Source organism: Mesorhizobium sp. M0088, from assembly GCF_040322895.1.
In the GTDB taxonomy this organism is placed as follows: Bacteria; Pseudomonadota; Alphaproteobacteria; order Rhizobiales; family Rhizobiaceae; genus Mesorhizobium.
In genome coordinates this window covers 1-17,482 of record NZ_JAMYUI010000034.1, presented here as the reverse complement: position 1 = coordinate 17,482, position 17,482 = coordinate 1, and the positions used below count along the sequence as shown (strand labels likewise).

The 17,482-nt window shown below is 64.1% G+C and carries 17 protein-coding genes; 11 read left to right on the top strand and 6 right to left on the bottom strand.

Annotated elements, in window-relative coordinates; all coding sequences use genetic code 11:
- Positions 1-64: 64 nt before the first annotated feature.
- Both NKJ67_RS31155 and NKJ67_RS31150 read left to right on the top strand, forming a co-directional pair.
- Positions 65-1,234: a DUF1972 domain-containing protein gene (locus NKJ67_RS31155; RefSeq protein ID WP_164762487.1), complete on the top strand. Its 1,170-nt coding sequence runs from the start codon at positions 65-67 to the stop codon at positions 1,232-1,234.
- Positions 1,231-2,493 carry a glycoside hydrolase family 5 protein gene (locus NKJ67_RS31150; RefSeq protein WP_352585113.1) on the top strand — a complete coding sequence of 421 codons (1,263 nt, stop codon included), beginning with the start codon at positions 1,231-1,233 and terminating at the stop codon, positions 2,491-2,493. Before NKJ67_RS31155 ends, NKJ67_RS31150 begins: the two co-directional genes overlap by 4 nt.
- Here the strand turns inward: NKJ67_RS31150 and NKJ67_RS31145 are convergent.
- Together NKJ67_RS31145 and NKJ67_RS31140 are read right to left on the bottom strand one after the other, a co-directional pair.
- On the bottom strand, positions 2,456-3,787 hold the full coding sequence (locus NKJ67_RS31145) for a VpsF family polysaccharide biosynthesis protein (RefSeq protein WP_352585111.1): 1,332 nt from the start codon (positions 3,785-3,787) through the stop codon (positions 2,456-2,458). The two genes, NKJ67_RS31150 and NKJ67_RS31145, sit on opposite strands and share 38 nt — an antisense overlap.
- Before the next feature lies 1 nt (position 3,788).
- On the bottom strand, positions 3,789-5,891 hold the full coding sequence (locus tag NKJ67_RS31140; RefSeq protein WP_127272564.1) for a GumC family protein: 2,103 nt from the start codon (positions 5,889-5,891) through the stop codon (positions 3,789-3,791).
- Positions 5,892-6,140: 249 nt separating this feature from the next.
- Here NKJ67_RS31140 and NKJ67_RS31135 point away from each other — a divergent pair, with 249 nt between their 5' ends.
- From NKJ67_RS31135 to NKJ67_RS31120, 4 genes are all read left to right on the top strand, one after another.
- On the top strand, positions 6,141-7,652 hold the full coding sequence (locus NKJ67_RS31135; RefSeq protein WP_352585109.1) for a glucosamine inositolphosphorylceramide transferase family protein: 1,512 nt from the start codon (positions 6,141-6,143) through the stop codon (positions 7,650-7,652).
- A 118-nt stretch (positions 7,653-7,770) separates the two neighbouring features.
- Entirely contained in the window at positions 7,771-8,955 is a 1,185-nt protein-coding gene (locus tag NKJ67_RS31130) for an FAD-dependent oxidoreductase (RefSeq protein WP_352585107.1), read from the top strand.
- 247 nt (positions 8,956-9,202) lie between these two features.
- Positions 9,203-10,234, top strand: a complete 1,032-nt coding sequence (locus NKJ67_RS31125) for a hydroxyacid dehydrogenase (RefSeq protein WP_352585105.1) — start codon at positions 9,203-9,205, stop codon at positions 10,232-10,234.
- 101 nt (positions 10,235-10,335) lie between these two features.
- Positions 10,336-10,443, top strand: a complete 108-nt coding sequence (locus tag NKJ67_RS31120) for a putative RiPP precursor (RefSeq protein ID WP_352585103.1) — start codon at positions 10,336-10,338, stop codon at positions 10,441-10,443.
- Positions 10,444-10,518: 75 nt separating this feature from the next.
- Here the strand turns inward: NKJ67_RS31120 and NKJ67_RS31115 are convergent, their stop codons facing one another.
- Positions 10,519-10,728 carry a hypothetical protein gene (locus NKJ67_RS31115; RefSeq protein ID WP_023813302.1) on the bottom strand — a complete coding sequence of 70 codons (210 nt, stop codon included), beginning with the start codon at positions 10,726-10,728 and terminating at the stop codon, positions 10,519-10,521.
- On the bottom strand, positions 10,725-10,940 hold the full coding sequence (locus NKJ67_RS31110) for a hypothetical protein (RefSeq protein WP_352585101.1): 216 nt from the start codon (positions 10,938-10,940) through the stop codon (positions 10,725-10,727). Before NKJ67_RS31110 ends, NKJ67_RS31115 begins: the two co-directional genes overlap by 4 nt.
- Positions 10,941-11,394: 454 nt before the next feature.
- Here NKJ67_RS31110 and NKJ67_RS31105 point away from each other — a divergent pair, with 454 nt between their 5' ends.
- A complete protein-coding gene (locus NKJ67_RS31105) occupies positions 11,395-12,120 on the top strand; it encodes a Crp/Fnr family transcriptional regulator (protein ID WP_352585099.1) in 726 nt (241 codons plus the stop codon).
- On the opposite strand, the gene NKJ67_RS31100 is transcribed toward NKJ67_RS31105, so the two are convergent.
- Complete coding sequence (locus tag NKJ67_RS31100) at positions 12,121-12,405, bottom strand: hypothetical protein (RefSeq protein ID WP_081734951.1); 285 nt, start codon at positions 12,403-12,405, stop codon at positions 12,121-12,123.
- A 229-nt stretch (positions 12,406-12,634) separates the two neighbouring features.
- Here NKJ67_RS31100 and NKJ67_RS31095 point away from each other — a divergent pair, with 229 nt between their 5' ends.
- The 3 genes from NKJ67_RS31095 to NKJ67_RS31085 all read left to right on the top strand — a co-directional run bounded on the left by NKJ67_RS31095 (position 12,635) and on the right by NKJ67_RS31085 (position 16,119).
- Positions 12,635-13,381, top strand: coding sequence for a helix-turn-helix domain-containing protein (locus NKJ67_RS31095; protein ID WP_023813298.1), 747 nt, complete (start codon positions 12,635-12,637; stop codon positions 13,379-13,381).
- Positions 13,382-13,544: 163 nt separating this feature from the next.
- Entirely contained in the window at positions 13,545-13,850 is a 306-nt protein-coding gene (locus NKJ67_RS31090; protein WP_023813297.1) for a hypothetical protein, read from the top strand.
- A 244-nt stretch (positions 13,851-14,094) separates the two neighbouring features.
- A complete protein-coding gene (locus NKJ67_RS31085; protein ID WP_352585097.1) occupies positions 14,095-16,119 on the top strand; it encodes an acyltransferase family protein in 2,025 nt (674 codons plus the stop codon).
- 110 nt (positions 16,120-16,229) lie between these two features.
- Here the strand turns inward: NKJ67_RS31085 and NKJ67_RS31080 are convergent, their stop codons facing one another.
- The gene (locus NKJ67_RS31080; protein ID WP_352585095.1) at positions 16,230-16,823 is read right to left on the bottom strand and encodes a DUF6456 domain-containing protein; all 594 of its coding nucleotides are present in this window, start codon (positions 16,821-16,823) and stop codon (positions 16,230-16,232) included.
- 245 nt (positions 16,824-17,068) lie between these two features.
- On the opposite strand from NKJ67_RS31080, the gene NKJ67_RS31075 reads away from it, so the two are divergent.
- Positions 17,069-17,350, top strand: a complete 282-nt coding sequence (locus NKJ67_RS31075) for a DUF982 domain-containing protein (protein WP_127268742.1) — start codon at positions 17,069-17,071, stop codon at positions 17,348-17,350.
- The last annotated feature ends 132 nt before the right edge of the window (positions 17,351-17,482 follow it).

Below are 17,482 nucleotides of genomic sequence, written 5' to 3'. Positions count from 1 at the left end.
GCCATCTGCTCATTATAAATTAAGCAATATCTAATGTATGAGACATGTGAAAGTGCCGCCGGCCATGAAACCAGAAACGCCCGCCATTCTGATCCTGGGGACCCGCGGCATACCCGCGGCCCATGGCGGCTTTGAAACCTTTGCCGAAAAACTGGCGCTATTTCTTGTCGGGCGCGGTTGGAAGGTCGGCGTCTACTGCCAGGATGAGGTCGAGCGGATCGACCAGAGGGTGCGCAGCGAAACCTGGCGCGGCATCGAGCTCATTCACATCCAGGTTGCCTCCAAGGGACCGCGCGCGACGCTGGAATTCGACTGGCAATGCGCCCGCGACGCCGCCCGGCGACCGGGCGTTTGCCTGGTGCTCGGCTACAATGGCGCGGTCTTCCTGACCTGGCTCAGACTGAAGCGACGCAAGATCTTCACCAACATGGACGGCATCGAGTGGCGCCGCCCAAAATGGGGAATGGCGGCGCGAACCTGGTTCTGGCTCAACGAATGGATCGGCGCATGGGCCTCGCATCGGCTGGTCGCCGATCATCCCGCCATCGCAGATCACCTGGCGACACGCCGGCCGCGCAGCGCCATCGCCACCATTGCCTATGGCGCCGATCCGGTGACATCAGCGCCCGAGGCGCCGGTCCGGGCGCTCGGCCTCGAGCCCGGGCGCTATCTCGTCTCGATCGCGCGCATCGAACCCGACAACAACATCCTGCCGATCGTCGAAGCTTTTTGCTCCGCCAAGCGCGACATGAAGCTGGTGGTGCTGGGAACGCTGTCCGACGACATCCCCTATCATGCCGCCATCCGCAAGGCGGCGAATGGCTCGGTGGTCCTGCCGGGCGCCATCTACGACCAGGCGACGGTCAAGGCGCTCAGATACCACGCCCGCGCCTATCTGCACGGCCACACGGTCGGCGGCACCAACCCGTCGCTGGTCGAGGCGCTGGCGGCCGGCAACATGGTGATCGCCCACGACAATCCCTACAACAGATGGACCGCCGGGGCTGCGGCGATCTACTTCACCGACAAGGACAGTTGCGCCAAGCGGATGCAGCAGGCGCTGGACGATGATGCCCTGGTCAAGGCCTGCGGCGTTGCCGCCAGGGCGCGCGCCCGCGAAGCCTTTCGCTGGGACGATGTCCTGCTTGCCTATGAAAATGAGGCCTATCATTTGCTCGGCATGACCGCCGCCAAGACCACCGCGATGGATCATGCATCGCCAGGAACCGTATGACAGGCTGGTCGCGCCGGCGGGTGCTGCGGACGGCGCTGTCCACCGCGGCGGCTCTCGGCTCGCTCCCGGTCGCACCAATCGCTCGCGCAGCCGCCGGGCCGCGATTTCGGCGTGGCGTCAACGCCTGGCCCTGGTTCTCGCTGACGCGCGAATTTCCCGCTCCGCGCACCGACTATGACTGGCCGCCCTTCCAGTCGCAACGGCCGGTGCCGACCCCGGACGACCTGCGTCGGCTGCGCAGGACCGGGCTCGATTTCATCCGTCTGCCCGTCGATCCCGGCCCTTTCCTGGCCGCTGACGCCAAGACGCGCAGTCGGTTGCTGGACATGCTGGACGCCGCCGTCACGGCCACCCTCCACGCCGGTCTCGGCATCATCGTCAACATCCAGGCCAATGCAGCCACCCATTACTGGAACCCCGACCGCATGGTCTCCAGCACCGCCGCACCCGCCTTCGATCTATACCGCGGGCTGGTCGGCGAGCTTGCCGGCAGGCTGGCGCGGTTCCAGCCCGGCAGGGTGGCGCTCGAGCCGGTCAACGAGCCGGCGCAGGCCTGCGCGTCGAACGTCTGGTCGCAGATCCAGCTTTCACTTTTGACGGCGGCAAGAGCATCGGCCGCGACCCTGCCGCTGGTCGTCACCGGCGGCTGCGGCTCGATGGTGAGCGGACTGACCGCGCTCGATCCGGCAACGCTGTCCCCGTTCGAGCCGATCCTGTTCACCTTCCACTTCTATGAGCCCTATCTGTTCAGCCATCAGGGGGCACCCTGGATGCGCGAGCCCGTCTACCGGTCGCTCAACAATGTGCCGTGGCCGGCATCCGCCGGCTCGCTGGAACAGACGCTGGCATCGGTCAGGGCGCGCATGGCGCAGGACACCGAAACCCCTGAAGACGCCAAGCAGGCAGCCTATGCCGAGACCGAGCGTGTGCTGAAAGTCTATTTCGATGCCCGGCCCGACCGCTGGTTTGTCGACAAATATCTTCGCCAGGTTCGCGACTGGGCCGACGGCCACGGCCTTGCGCCGGAACGCATCATCATGGGCGAGTTCGGCGCGCTGCGCACCGACGCCCGCTATGTCGCCGCACCCAATCCGGATCGCGCGCGCTACATCGCCGATGTCAGGCGGAGCGCCGAGGAACTCGGCCTCGCCTGGGCACTGTGGGATCTCTTCGATGGCATGGGCATGATGGACGACACCACCCGGGCACTGGACCCCGATATCATCGCGGCGCTTGGCTTGACCATGCCGGCGGACTGACGGGCCTGAACGCTGCCCGCGTCGGCCGGTAAAGCACCAGCGCCAGCACCACGAACTTGGTCAGCAGCGTCGTCTTCGACGCGACGCTTTCCGAGGTGTTGATCAGAATGACCCAGCCCAGCATCGGCAGCCAGATGCCGGGATGGCAGCGGCGCGCCACCTCGAACAGGAACAGCACGAAGCCGAACGTCAGCAAAAGGGTGAAGAAGGCGCCCTGATAGAGGACGGTGCGGATAATCGGGTTCTCGATGCCCTGTTCGAGACCGTTGATACGGCGCAGGCTGTCGATTAGGTCGACATCCGGCCCCACGATCAGATCGCGTAATTCCAGGTGCTTGAAGAGCTCGAACATCTCGACGCGGGCATTGGCGCTGCCGCTGTCCGACACGAAGCGCTCCAGCAGCGCATCGAAAAAGCCATAATATGCCGCCACGATGATGACGACCGGCAGCAGCGCGGCAAGCATGAAGCCGAGTGCCGCACCCAAGAGATTGACGCGTCCCCGGCGCAATTTGCTGATGCCCTTGGAAAGCAGATAGCAACCGCCCAGCACAATCGTCATCACCATCGCCGAACGGCCGCCGAACGCGACAAGTGCCGCGCATTGCAGGCCGATCAATCCTATCCGCACAGGCGTCGACAGGGATCTGGCACCGGAGAGCAGCGCAAGCACGTAGATCGACGTCACCATGGCATTGGCGAGCGGATGCCCCTGCAGCGCGCTCGAGCGCAGATCGGTGGTAAACGCCACGCCGTCCAGGCGATAGGGGAAGATAAGCGTCTTGGTGGCGAACTCGAAAAGGGCAAGCAGCGCATTCGCCGTCATGACCACGTGAACGACGGTCTGCAGCCCGGCGAAGGTCCGTTCGTCGTCCTCGCTGAGCATCAGGACCAGAAGTGCCGCGGCCACGAACGTATCGATCATGCCGGCCATGCCGGGCCGCTGCCTTGCGATGACGACGAACAGAAGCACGATCGATATGGCGGCCATCAGCGCGCTGGCCGGCCGCCTGTCGGCGAGATGGACGATATGGCCCACCGGATTGCCTGATGCGCAGGAACGCCAGGCAAACAGGAGGACGATGAGATAGGTGGACGGGTGGATCTTGGTCGCCGGGTTGCCGAACAGGCCATCATAATTGTAGCCGACCAGCCACAGCATGCCGCCCGAGATGCTGAACAGCACCGCTACCGCCGCGATCAGTCCGAAGCGCGTCAGCGCATCGAGCGACGTGCCGGCGCGGGGTGCGGCAACACCATGGTTCGAAGCGCTTGCGCTCCAACTGGCAGCCATATCAGGCGGCCTCGTCGACCAGCAAGGCGGCCGTTGGCAACCGCCCCATGACGGAAACCGCCTGCGCGGTCGTCGTGACGTCGCGCATCGGGGTGGCGTTCAGCGTGGCGACGAGCACGATCTCGTCGGCCATGGCGACCAGCGGCGAGGCATTGAGATTGTCGGCCAGCGCGCCGCCGTCGATGACGACGAGTTCGAAGCTCCGGCTGGCCCGCGCCAGCATCTGCTGCGCAAAATAGATGCCATGCGCTTCCTGGAAGACCGCCTTTGAGCGGCCCCTGCCCAGCACGGCAACGTTGCTGCCGGCTGCGTAATGGCTGACGGCCTCGAAGGCGTACTCGCCGCGCAGCACATCGAGGATCCCCGGCTGCGGATCCTTCTGGTCGCCGCCGCCGGCATTGGCATCGATGAACAGCACCCGGCTGCCCCTGGACGCCGCGGCATTGGCCAGCAGCCGCGCCACCCGGCTGCGCTGCGCGCCCTCGCCCGGCGACGATGTCACCAGGATGGAAGGCACCAGCGGCCAGTCCGCCGGACGCTGGCCCGAACTGAACATGCGCCTCAGCGCAAGGCCGACAACGGCGTCGGTCTTCTGGCTGGAGGCGGCGGCCGAACTTGCGCCGAAAGGCCACCAGCGCCACCCAGTGCCTGAATTTGCCGGCACCACGCCCAGCACCGGCGCGTCGATGGCCGACTGCATCTGCGCGCTGGAAAGCACCGTCGGCGAGGAATATTCGGCGATCAGCGCCAGACCGGTGCCGAGCCCGAGGCCGCCGAATATCGCGCCCAGCAACAGCAGCGGCAAAGGCGGCCAGCTTTTCTTCAAGGCGGGCATGGCATTGGAGATGATGCGCGCATTGGTGCTGTCGACATTGATCTGCTCGCGCGTCTCCTGGGCGCGCTGGAGATAGTTCGAGTAGACGGAGCGCAGCGCCTCGAGATCGCGCTGCAATTCGCGCAGCCGCACCGAGGCCTGGTCGGTGTCGAGCGACTTGCTCTTCATGCCGGCGACCTTGGCTTCCAGCGCCTGCTGGTTGGCCAGCGCCCGTTCGTAGTCCGTCTCGGTGGCGGTGGCGATGCGGCCGAGCTCGCGCGCGATCAGCTGGCGCGTGTCGCGCAGCTGCTGCTGGGCTGCGATCAGCGAAGGATGACGCGGCCCCAGCTCCGTGCCGAGTTGCGAGACCTGGTCGACCAGCGTCGCCTCTTGCGCCCGCAGGCTCGAGATCACCGCCGAGCGCATCGCTTCCGAGGTCGCGTCCGCCGTGCCGCTCTGGCGGCGCATCTGGTCGACCTGCGCCTTTAGCGCCGCGGTGCGGCTCTGCGCCGCCGCAAGCTGCGTGTTGATCTCGGTCAGTTCCTGGTCGCTGACCAGATTGCCTGCCGCCATCACCATGTTGTTGGCGGACTTGTAGGCCTCGACGGCATTCTCGGCCTGCTGGACACGCTTGCGCTGCTCGTCCAGCCGGGCGGTGATCGACTCGGAAGCGTCCCTGGCCATTTTCGCGCGCGCGCTCGCCTGGTCGACCAGGTAGGCCTGCGCGATGGCGTTGGCCAGGAGGGCGGCCTTGTCGGCGCTCTTGGCGGTGACGATGACGTCGAGGACCAGGACCTTGTCGGCCCGCTTCACCGCCAGGCGCCGGCGCAGCGCGTCGAGTGTCTGCACCGACCTGTCGCCTTCGGCCGATGCCGAACCGAGCAGGCGCGACAGCAAGCCCTGCCCGTTGAATTCCGGATCCTGCGTCAGGTTTGTCGCCGCGATCGCCCGCATCAGCACGCCTGTCGACTGGACCACGCTGACCTGGCTCTCGACCTGCGTGATGCCGCCATCGGGTGAGATACGGCTGGGATTGACGTCGTTGGTGACCACCTGCAGGTCCTGCGGATCGATGAGGATTTCCGCCGCCGAGCTGTAGAGCGCGGGCGTAAAAAGACCGTAGAGAAGGGCGACCAGCGTCAGCAGCGCGACAGTGCCGAAGATCCAGAACCGGCGGCGCACCAGGATGCGCTTCAGGTCGCCCAGTTCGACAGTCGAAGCTGCGTATGATCCCGCGCGTGCCGCATCCGGAGAGTGTTGCTGAGGAACCATGGGCAGGGATGATTGCATGGCTGCCTCCGACAATACTCCATATGCCGGCAAGATCAGTTTGCGGCGATAACCTAGCTATGCCTCCAACTGTTAAAACATTGTTAATTATGTTGAGAGGTGACGTGAATTTTGGCACGCGGTTTGCTTAAAAATATACATATCGAGGTGTTGGCTACGCAGCGAGCGGAGACGGATGCAGATGGGGTTACAATTTGACCGGACCGGCCTGGCCGGCAAGGCCGGGCACCGCCTTTTCGGACCTCCACCATGCAGATAAGTCTACGCCTGGACGGCGACTGCGTCCGCGCCTTTCATCTCACGCTGCTGGAGCGCCTTGCCGCGCTCGGCGACGTCGAACTGTCCGTCGATGTCAGGCCGGCGGGCGGCGGCATTCCGCGCAGCGCCGCGGCCCTGTTTCAACTCGAAACGGCGATACACGGACTGGCCCATGATGGACTGGCCCATGATGGACTAGCCAAGCGTGTGCCGCTTTCGGCGCTCGCGCCCTATCGGCGGTCCCCCGCTTCGCCCGACCTGGTCGTCGATCTCTGCGGCGATGTCAGGCTGGAAAGCACACGGGTCTGGCGCGTCACCTATGACGGCGCCAGCGGGGAAGCGGCCTTGCTGGCCCTGACCCTCGCCGGCCGCACGCCGCTTGCCCGCATCGAGGAGAACGGCGTTGCGATCGCCGCCGGGCGTCTGGGCACAGAATATGGCGGCATCGCGCTGGCGTCCTTCCAGGATATGCTGGCGCGCACAGCAAGCCTGATCGTCGCTGCCATGTCAGGCGCGGCAAAGTCGGTGCCCGATCTGCCAGAGCCGGCGCAGGCAGGCAGCCCGCCGCCAATGCCCTCGGCCGGCAAGCTTGGGGTCAGAGCCGGCAAGGCGCTGGCGCGGCGGATCGTCCAGAAGATCTATCACCTTTGCTACAACGCGCCGCATTGGAAGGTCGGCTGGCGGCAAACCGGGGGTTCCGATCTGTTCGACCTGCGTGCGCATCCGGCGTCGGGTTGGCAAGAGCTGCCGGACGATGGCAGCCGCTTCTACGCCGATCCGTTTCCCATCCTCTACCAGGGCCAGCTGACCCTGTTCGTCGAGGACTATATTCACCAGCTCGGCAAGGCCATCATCTCCGCCGTGCCCTTCGGCCCGGCAGGCCCGCTCGGAAGGCCTGAACCGGTGCTGGATCTGCCCTACCATCTCTCCTACCCCTTCGTCTTCGAGCGCGACGGCGAGGTCTGGATGGTGCCGGAAAGCTGCGCCAACGGCACCGTCGATCTCTACCGGGCCACCGCCTTTCCCGGTGGATGGGTCAAGGAGGCGACGCTTCTGTCCGGTGTCGTGGCCAGCGACGCCACGCTTGTCGAGCATGGCGGCTCCTGGTGGCTGTTCGCCACCGTCCGCGACGGCGGCGGCGCCTTCTCCGACACGCTGCATCTGTGGTCGGCGCCGGATTTTCGCGGCCCCTGGACGCCGCACCCCAAAAATCCCGTGCTGATCGACATCGCCTCGGCGCGGCCGGCCGGCCGCATGGTCAGGCGCGGCAACGACCTGCTGCGCCCGGTTCAGGACTGCCGCAGGAGCTATGGCGCGGCGCTTGGCATCGCACGCATTTCTCACCTTGATTTGATCGGCATGGAGCAGGTCGTTGAAACCATCTTGCATCCAGGTGCGCTATGGAGTGGGCGTAAACTTCACACGCTCAACGAAGCTGGCGGCTTTGAGTTCATCGATGGCTCGGCGATCGCACCGCGCTGGAAGCAGCGGGCCCGCGATTAACCTAAACATTGGTTACTACCAGGCACGCGCTCCGGTTGCTTGCGGTTGATTTAGGTCCGGAAGATATTTTCTACCGGAGATTGTGAAACGTGCAGTTGCCACCAGAAAGGGCAGCAGAATGAGTATCTCAGAGGCCTGCCCGGCCGAAGTCGATGTGGCGATCGTCGGCGCCGGAATGGCTGGGACCACCTTAGCCATGCTGTTGGGAAAAGCCGGGCGCAAGGTGACGCTGATCGATCCGCACCGCGTCCACCACGAGGAGTTCCGGGCCGAGAAGATCGGCCTGGATCAGATGCTGCTGTTCGAAAAGCTCGGCCTCGATGCGACACTCAAGCGTCTCGTCACCTCGACGACCGACACGCATGTCTTTCGCCTCGGCCAGTTCTTCGCGCATGAGAAGAAGGCTGAATTCACATTCTCCTATGGCGCGCTGATCAATGGCCTGCGCGACGCCTTGCCTCCGCAAGTGCCGCTGACGGTCGGCAAGGTAACCGAGGTCTCGACTGGACCGAACCGGCAGCGGCTTGTGCTGGCCGACGGCACCATCATCGATGCCCGCCTGCTGGTGGTGGCAACCGGTCACGGCGAGGCGGTGCGGCGCGCCGTCGGGGTGCAGCGTATCGAGCAATCGAAGGCGCATTCATTGTCGATGGGATTCGACCTCGCCATCTCGCCGCGCGATTTCGGTCATCAGTCCGTCACCTGCTACAGCAGGCGGGCTGCCGACCGTATCGCCTACATCAGCATCTTTCCCCTCGGCGACAAGATCAGGGCGAACATGTTCGGCTATCGGCAAGTGGCCGAGCCGTGGACGCGGGCGTTTCGCCAGGAACCGCAAAAGATGCTCTGCGAGCTGATGCCCGAAATAGCGGCGCGATGCGGCAACTTCGAAGTCGCAAGTCCTGTCGAGGTCAGGCAGATCAGTCTGAGCACCACGCAAGGCCATCGCCGCGACGGGGTCATCTTCATCGGCGATGCCTTCTGCACGACGTGTCCAACACCGGGCGTCGGCATCGGCCGGGTGATGACCGACGTCGATCAGCTCCATTCGGTTCACATTCCACGATGGCTCGAAACACCAGGCATGGCGGCTGACAAGATCAACGCTTTCTATGACGACCCGGTCAAGGTGGCTGCCGATGAGGATGGCATGCGGGTGAGTTACTATGCCAAGTCGATCACCGCCGGCACCGGACTGGAATGGCGCGCAAGGCGCCTGCGCAACAACACCGCGCGCCAGCTGATGATCATCGGCCGCAAGGTCCGGCATCTGGGACAGCGGCGGGCGCCCAGCATGGCGTAAGCCCGCGCTCTCTCGGCAGAAAGGCGCGGGCCGATCTGAGGCCCCGATCTTCGGCAGGCGATGGAGGGCACCACATGCCGCAAGCATCAACTTTTAGAGACGGCTAGTGTTCCGTCTGGCCCCGCTTGGTCCTGCCCAAGGGCTGTGCTGAACGCGCTGGCAAAAGCGCCCCGTCTTGCCTCCCCGCGCGATGTTGTAAATCGTTTCATCCAAGGTATTTTGGCCATCGGGAACAGAGGGAATAGTCATGTCCAACAGCGCCTTGCCGCTGGTTATCAGTGCGCCGGAACCACGCACGCTCGACCTGATCTTCACAGCCCGGCAGCTGGCGCGGCTCAAGGCGCATTATCGCATTGTCGAGACGACCGCTGACGGCGTCGCGAAACTGCCGGCCGACGTGCTGGCCGAGGCGCGCTATATCATCGGCCAGCCGCCCATATCGCCCGAAACGCTCGACCGGATGAAGGCGCTGCGCTGCGTCTTCAATGTCGAGACCAACCTCATCAACAACATGCCCTACGAGACCTTGTTCGCGCGCGGCATCCATGTCGTCACCACCGGCCTGGTGTTCGCCGAGCCGGTCGCGGAGCTTGGCCTTGCCATGGCGCTCAACCTCGCCCGCGACATCGTCGATGCCGATCTCGCTTTCCGCCAGGGACAGGAACTGTGGGGCGGCGACGGCAACCAGACGGCGCGGCTCTTGTCCGGCGCCGATGTCGGCATCATCGGTTTCGGCGATCTCGGCCGGGCGCTCAACCGGCTGCTGTCGGGTTTCCGCACCCGCACCAAAGTCTTCGATCCCTGGCTGCCGCCATCCATCCTCATCGACAATGGCGTCGAGCCGGCCTCTCTCGACGAGGTGCTGTCGACCAGCGACTTCATCTTCGTCGTTGCCTCGGTGACCAGCGAGAACCAGGGTTTTCTCGGTGCCGAGGCCTTTGCCGGCATGCGCAAGGGCGCTGCCTTCATCCTGCTCAGCCGCGCCGGCGTGGTGGACTTCCCGGCGCTGATGGCGGCGGTGAAGAGCGGCCACATCGTCGCCGCCAGCGACGTTTTCCCCGAAGAACCGCTGGCGCGGGACCATCCGGTGCGCGCCCTGCCCGGCTTTCTGCGCTCGGCTCACCGTGCCGGCGCGCTCGACATCGCCTTCAAGCGCATGGGAGATATGGTGCTGGAGGACATGGACCTGATCGACCGCGGCCTGCCGCCGCTGCGCTCCAAGCGCGCCGAGCGCGAAACGGTTTCGCGCATGCGTTCCAAGCCGGCCGACAGGAATTGAGGCATGGATTTTCGTCCCCTCGACCGACCCTCGACAAGGTCGGCTTGATAAGAGCGCGGCCGGCGATGACGCTGCCGCAATCGAACTTTGCGGAGGAAGCCATGAACATGAAGAAGATCTATGAAAAACCGATGCTGCTCAAACGGCAGAAACTCTCCGCCGTGACGGCGCAGCAAGCCACTTCAGGAGTGATAGGGCCGACAGGCTGACGCCTCGCGGCGTCCAATAAAGGCAGCATTGGACGCGCCCGCGGGTCGGCGGCGAAACGGCAGTCGCTCGCAACTTCAGTGTTCATGGCTGCTCTTCGCTCTGCGGGCAACCGCTTCCATAAAAGAGCGCGCGGCAGCGTCACAAGCCGTTCTGGACGGTCCGTTCGCGGACAGCACGACCTCCGCGGCCTTCCGCGACATGCCGTATTTCCGGGCGAAGATCGCAGCGTCGTAAGGTTCGTTTTTGGCTGCCGGAGTCGCGGACGTGATCCTGGCCTTGGTCATTGGGGGGTCCGCCTGAAACTTTCGAGCAACTCGCCTTCATTGCGGCAGCCATTCTGAAACAGCGAAAACACCGTGGCTGCCAGCCGCTGTACGTCCGACTCCCCCGACATGCGGTCAAGTTTGCGCTCCAGGCAGACCCGATCGAAGACGCGCTGGCACAGCTGCAGATCGGAAGGATGGAAACCGGGATTGCGCTTATGAAGGCTCGACATAAGAAGCCCCTTTCGGAGCAGCGACCACTTCCTTTGACGCTGTGGATCAAAAAATGAAATCGGACTGAGCAAGAGTCAACATCGGCCTCATCACAGTAAATATCGTACAATTCTCCCGCCGCTCTGCCCCACTTTTCGAACGGTTCTCGAGCCCGGCGCGACATGGCGCCTTTGTCATTAGCCGGCGGATTTCATCGACCCTCACCGTGATCCGGCGCTCTCATGAAATATGTCGGTTTTGTACCAAGTGGCGCTTGGTACGTTTCCGACACTAACATTCAGGCCGATCTTTTCATATGCGAACGGGCGTTGGGGGGCGCCGTGCTTCGAATTTCATATCGCATTGATATCTTTCTTCGTTCAGAGCCCCTATACATAGGCGATCGTCCGTACGTTTTTACGGGCACGGACGGCTGGGAGATTGGATGGCTCTTGCCCTGCATTGGGCCACGCCATGTCTGATCTCACCAAAAACCATCAATACCGAAATCAGCTGCTGCGGCGCATGCCCGCGGATGATCTGGCGTTGCTCGAGCCGCACATGCAGCGCTGCGACTTGCCGCTGCGCATGATGCTTGTGACCCCGAATATTCCGATCGAGGCCGTCTACTTCATCGAACAGGGCATCGGTTCGGTGGTCGCCAGCACCACGAGCGGCCAAGAGGCCGAAGTGGGCTTCATCGGCTTCGAAGGCATGACGGGATATTCCCTGGTGATGGGCGACGACCGTGCGCCGCATGCCTGTTACGTCCAACTCGAAGGCGAAGCGGTCCGCATCGAAGCCGGCGCTTTCAAGGCAGCATTGGAGGCAAGTGCGACCTTGCGCATGTTCCTGCTGCGCTTCGTCAACGCGCTACAGACCCAGGCCGGCTGCACCGCGCTCGTCAACGCGCGGTTGAAGCTCGAGGAACGGCTGGCGCGATGGCTGCTCATGTGCGATGACCGCGTGCCGGGCGAACATCTCGCCATCACCCACGAATTCCTGGCCATCATGCTTGGTGTCAGGCGGCCAGGCGTCACCGTCGCCCTCCAACTGCTCGAAGGCCGCGCGTTGATCCGCTCGCGTCGGGGCGAGATCGTCATTCGTGACCGCGCCGGGCTGCTGGAACTTGCCAATGGCAGTTACGGCGAAGCCGAGGCCGAATATGCAAGGCTGATCGGCGAGATCGGCGCGCCCTGATCAGGAGCGGTCGCCGCCGGCATCCGGCTTGCCCGATGTCGCTTTGCCGGGCGGCGCCGCACCGCCTTCAAATGCGCCTCGGCCAATCGGCCCATCCCTGCCGACCGGCAAGCCGGCATGCTCCAGACTTGCAAGCTTGCACTTCGTCTGCTCGGCCGCCGCTCCGACAAGGCAGTCGATGGTGAACATGGCACCGGCGTGCTCGCTTGCCGCGACCGCCTGGCGGATCTTCGTCAATTGCGCTTGTGTGTAGTCCAGAAGCTCGACCAGGCCGGTATGATCCAAACCGCCCTCCATTGCAGGATGTCGAGAGGCCGATCTGAGGTCGCTCTTGCCACCGAAATACGCCCATTTGCGGGGCTTGCATAGCCGGACTGTCAAAATCGTACAGTCTACGCGCCACGGGATCCTCGCCCTATTGGACAAAGGTCCATCTTCGCACCCTCGCTACGTCATGCAAGTGTATATAAGCTATCGCTTGAATACTGGTCCGTACGTCTGTCGGGGAGATGTCGTGCCAATCCGCGAGAATCTCGCCGCCAATCTCAGGCGGCTGGTCCAACGCCACGCTTCCGTCAGCGCGGTGTGCCGTGAGCTTGGCATCAACCGCACCCAGTTCGAGCGCTATCTGCAAGGCAAGGCGGTTCCCAACAAAGCCACCGCCAGGCTGATCTGCGACTATTTCAAGATCGACGAGGATGAGTTGTATCGTGAGCCGGCCGCCGCGGCAGCCAAGGGCGACAGCAATGCAACGTTGCGCGAGGCACTGTACGAGAACATGGTGCGGCCGCCGTCGCCCGCCATCGCCGGAGGCACCTATTTCACCTATTTTTCGATCCCCGGCCGGCCCGATTTTTTGATGCGCTCGGTCACCTTCGTGCGGCGTGAGGCCGATCTCGTCACCTTCAGGCGGGTAACGCGCTGGGCTCCGGGCGATGGCCAGGGTGGTTCGAGAATGCCCGGCAACCATTACGGCGTGGCGATCTCGCGCCTGAACTGGATCTATTTCACAGGCATCAACCGCCGCCAGACAAGCGAGCCCTCGATCATGACCGTACAGTGGGCGCCCATCTCCGAACCAGTTCTGGTCGGCAGGGCGATCGTCCTCACCGGATCGGGGCCGGCCTTTGTGTCGGTCATCATGCGGCAGGACGTCACCAGGATCAGCATGAGGCGAGCGATGCTGATGGCCCATATCGTCAGTCTCGACGACCCCAGCGTCGATCGGCTGGTGGTCAGTCTTGCACGCGAGACCCGCTAAACTCGCTTTCTACGGGAAAAATCGGGGAAAGTTTCAAGTTTTTCGACTATATTTTTCTTCGTTTCGGGATTTTTGCGCAAAAAATGCCGGAACTTTCACCCAAACCTGTCGTTTTCCAACTGATCGTTGCTTCGACGATCCCAAGCAACAGGAGGAGTACACCATGAACATCAAGATGATCTGTTTCGGCGCGATGACGCTCTCGATGGTTGCCGGCTCCGCGCTTGCGGCAGGCGACACCGGCACGTCGGCTCTCGACGATCCGGCCAAGATGCAGCCCTTCTACACCGATAGCGGCATGAAGACGATGGTCAGCAACGACGACTTCGTGAAAGCCTGGAAGGCCCTTACGCCGGACGACCAGACCGCGATGATGAAGGCCTGCGAGGACGAGGCGAAGGACGCCACTGCGGCCAACAGCCATCCGGAATTCTGCAGCAGCGTGAAAGCGAACGGCGGCAGCAAGTAGCAATCCAGCGAACCGATGAGAAACAGCCCCTTCGCGGGGCTGTTTTGCGTCTGCCGCAGGGCGCGCGGCCAAGCCCGCCACGCAACGATCAAGCCCGGCCGGCGCGCCGGCCCATTTCCATTCCTGCTATGTTGCACCGCGATAAAATTGTTTTATGTTGCACTGCGATAAATTTGTTGCATTGCGATATCAGCCTGCCCGGCCGACGTTGCGCAGGGGCTGGGCCTTGCACGAAGGAGCCGTCGTGGCAGCATCGTTCCGGTCGGACATACAAGGATTGCGCGCGCTCGCTGTCGGCGGTGTCGTCGCCTACCATTTCGGCCTCACCGCGCTCCCCGGCGGCTTTGCCGGCGTCGACATCTTCTTCGTCATCTCGGGCTGGCTGATAACAACCCACCTCATGCAGGAGATCGGCGAGACCGGCCGGCTCGACCTTTGGCGCTTCTATGCCAGGCGCGCGCGGCGGCTTCTGCCGGCAGCTTTGTTCGTCATCCTGGTTACGCTGGCCGCCGGCTACTTCATCCTGGCGCCGCAGGAGCAGGCGCTCTATTCGCGCGGCGCCATGTTCGCCTCCGCCTATGCCATCAATCTTTGGCTGCTGCGCTGGTCGTTCGACTATTTCGCCGCCGACGCCACCAGCAATCCCTTCATCCACTTCTGGTCGTTGTCGGTGGAGGAGCAGTTCTATCTGGCCTGGCCGGCGCTGCTTCTGCTGGCTGCCTGGCTGCGGCCGGGCCGGCGAACGGCCGCAGCCGTGATAGGCGTTGCCGGCCTTGCCTCCTTCGCCGCCTGCCAGTGGCTGACCAGCGCGGCGCCGGCCTGGGCCTTCTATTTCTCGCCGCTGCGCGCCTGGGAGTTCGCTGCCGGCGGCCTGGCGACGCTGGTCCCCATGGCTTTGCTGCAGCACCGCATCTGGCTGCGGGCCGCACTTGGCTGGCTCGGACTGGCGCTGATCGCGACGGCCTATCTCCTGTTGAGCGAGGACCTGCCCTTCCCCGGCTGGTACGCGTTGCTGCCGGTGGCGGGCACCGTGCTGGTGCTGCTGAGCGGCGTCGGCGGGTCGCGGACCAATAGACGGACCGGCTGGCAAGCCCTTGGCCCGGCTACCGCTTTGTCCCTGCCGCCCTTGCAATGGATCGGCACGCTCTCCTATTCGCTCTATCTCTGGCATTGGCCGGTCATCGTCTATGCCGGGATGCTGGCGCCGGACCTTTCCGTGCCGCAGCGCCTTGGCTGTGGCGTGCTGGCGCTCGCGCTGTCGGTGCTCACCTATCATTTGATCGAAGACCCGGCGCGGCGCGGCGCCTGGATGGCGGTGGGCGCCCGCGCCTTTCCCAGGGTCATTCCAGACGCAAAACCGCTTCGCGCTTTTCCCGGCCTTGTGCTGGTTCCCGCGCTGATGCTGACCGGCACCGGCGTGGCGGTCGCCTATGCCAACGCGCATCTGGCCACGCGCAATATCGGCCCCGAGCAGCGCGGCATCGAGCAGGCGGTCGAAAGACCTTCCATCGCGCGGGCCGTCGACAAGAACTGCCTGGCCGACTTCCAAACGGTGACGCCGAAACCCTGCATGTTCGGCCCGGCCGATGCCACCCGCACCATCGTGCTGTTCGGCGATTCGCACGCCGACCAGTGGTCGACGCCGCTGATCGAGGCGGCCAAGCGCAACGACACAAAGGTCATCACCTATCTTAAATCATCGTGCCGCGCCTCGCGGCTCTCCACCTTCAACACGGTGCTGAAGCGCGACTACACCGAATGCGACGCCTGGCGCGAGCAGGCCATATCAGAGATCATCCGCCGCAAGCCGCGCCTGGTGGTGATCTCCGAATTTTCCATCGGCAATCTGACCCGCGACCTGCCCGCCGCCGAACGCACCGCCGAAGTAGCGCGCTGGCAGGCCGGCCTGCGCTCGACCTTGCAGGCCTTCAGCCGGGCCGGTGTCGAGACGGCTGTTATCCGCGACACGCCGATTAACGCCAGCTTCGCCGGCTCCTGCGTGGCGCGCACCCTGTGGTGGCGCGAAGCCCCCTCGCCGCACTGCGATACGCCAAGGGCGGACGCCGCCAACGACAGCACCGCCGCCGCCGAGCGCGCCGTGGTGACCAGCGTACCCGACACCCGCTACATCGACCTCACCAACCAATTCTGCGGCCCGACCACCTGCCACGTCGTCATATCAGGCAAGCTGGCGTTTCGTGACAGGCACCATTTGGCGACGGGCTTTGCCGAGACACTGGCGGGGCCATTGGAGAGGGCCTTGTTTTAGGCGCCTGGGTATCTGCGCCCGGTCCGCATTGTTCATCACATATTGCGAATCTGTGGAACGGGCTTGATCACCGATCCGGCAGGCATCGCCGGTCGGATCCATTTCACCCCTCACCGCCTCATCATCATCCCGTAATGCACTGCCAACAAATCCAGCCCCACCTTCAGCAGCTTCGTCACCACGTTCCGGCCCTCGCCGGTCTGCTCGGACAGGCGCTTGAGGGAACCGTCCGCGCAGCAGACTTGTCGCACCACGGCGGCCACCTCCCAATGGCCTAGCGCTCTTGTGGCGGCGGCATAGGCCCTGCCGGCGTCGAGCACACTGTCGGCGATGCCGCCGCCATCGCGGCCGCCGTCGACGCGCTCGGTCCAGCGCATCGGCTTGACATCAGCCTGCTGGCTGCAGCGGAAATCCTCGCGGTAGCGCAGACCTGCCTCGCGCTGCTGGCGCGACAGCGAGGTGATGCCGATAAGCGCATCGATGGCGCGCACCCGCACGATGCCGCCGGTGGCGGCGTAGCCGTCATTCGACACCTCGTAGACACGAGCAGCCTCCAGCGTGCCCGCCGCCAGCCGCTTGCGACCGAAGGCGTCATCCCTGAGCGCGAAATCATGGCCGATCTCCCGGCGTATGCGCATCTGCTCGGCCTCGCCCTTCGGCAATTTCGGCGCCTGCGGTTTGACGGGTCTGGTCCTTTTGCTCATGGGAGGCTCCTGGTTGGCTCGGGATGATGGAGAACGGCAAAGCGCGGCGATCCTTCGCGCAGTTGGGCATCTCCCCACATGGTCGGCAGGGCGGAGAGAGCCGCCGTTCGGTTGGCCTTCGTTGAATCGGAGGTCGTCGCCTCCTCGCCGCTGCGCCAGCATCCTTGCCGCCCGGCATCCAGGCTGATGGAACCGGCGCGAGCTTTCGACGTTATGTCGCGTCCATGCCAAGGGGAGGTTCGCCGATGACAGCCTTCATGCCGGTTACCGTGCGCTTTTGCGATAACAAAACCATGCTGGTCAGTTCGGTGGCCGGCGCAGCCGAGGCATTGCGCCACCAATGGCCCGACAAGACAGCACCTGGTTATCTCGAGGCGACGCGGTTGGTTACGCTCGCCGTCGAAGGCATCTGCTGCCAGCGCATTGCGTTCGACGCCTTCACCAGGGCGGCCAAGCAACAAAACATACTGGTGGCCAGGCCCAAAAGCCGCGCCCATGACTGGCTGAACGCGGTGGCTAGCCCATGAGGATCGCGCGCCAGCCGAAAAATTGATGCAACCGCCCGCCAGCGGGGTAATGCAGTTCACTTAAGTTGGGCTGGATGAGGATCTGGTAAGACCTATCGAACAGGATGGAGATTCGTTTCCATCCTGTTCGTG

Bases quoted from the DNA above. Each gene is read 5' to 3' on its own strand.
- NKJ67_RS31155 (WP_164762487.1), top strand. From the start codon at position 65: ATGAAACCAGAAACGCCCGCCATTCTGATCCTGGGGACCCGCGGCATA.
- NKJ67_RS31150 (WP_352585113.1), top strand. From the start codon at position 1,231: ATGACAGGCTGGTCGCGCCGGCGGGTGCTGCGGACGGCGCTGTCCACC.
- NKJ67_RS31145 (WP_352585111.1), bottom strand. From the start codon at position 3,787: ATGGCTGCCAGTTGGAGCGCAAGCGCTTCGAACCATGGTGTTGCCGCA.
- NKJ67_RS31140 (WP_127272564.1), bottom strand. From the start codon at position 5,891: ATGCAATCATCCCTGCCCATGGTTCCTCAGCAACACTCTCCGGATGCG.
- NKJ67_RS31135 (WP_352585109.1), top strand. From the start codon at position 6,141: ATGCAGATAAGTCTACGCCTGGACGGCGACTGCGTCCGCGCCTTTCAT.
- NKJ67_RS31130 (WP_352585107.1), top strand. From the start codon at position 7,771: ATGAGTATCTCAGAGGCCTGCCCGGCCGAAGTCGATGTGGCGATCGTC.
- NKJ67_RS31125 (WP_352585105.1), top strand. From the start codon at position 9,203: ATGTCCAACAGCGCCTTGCCGCTGGTTATCAGTGCGCCGGAACCACGC.
- NKJ67_RS31120 (WP_352585103.1), top strand. From the start codon at position 10,336: ATGAACATGAAGAAGATCTATGAAAAACCGATGCTGCTCAAACGGCAG.
- NKJ67_RS31115 (WP_023813302.1), bottom strand. From the start codon at position 10,728: ATGACCAAGGCCAGGATCACGTCCGCGACTCCGGCAGCCAAAAACGAA.
- NKJ67_RS31110 (WP_352585101.1), bottom strand. From the start codon at position 10,940: ATGTCGAGCCTTCATAAGCGCAATCCCGGTTTCCATCCTTCCGATCTG.
- NKJ67_RS31105 (WP_352585099.1), top strand. From the start codon at position 11,395: ATGTCTGATCTCACCAAAAACCATCAATACCGAAATCAGCTGCTGCGG.
- NKJ67_RS31090 (WP_023813297.1), top strand. From the start codon at position 13,545: ATGAACATCAAGATGATCTGTTTCGGCGCGATGACGCTCTCGATGGTT.
- NKJ67_RS31080 (WP_352585095.1), bottom strand. From the start codon at position 16,823: ATGAGCAAAAGGACCAGACCCGTCAAACCGCAGGCGCCGAAATTGCCG.
- NKJ67_RS31075 (WP_127268742.1), top strand. From the start codon at position 17,069: ATGACAGCCTTCATGCCGGTTACCGTGCGCTTTTGCGATAACAAAACC.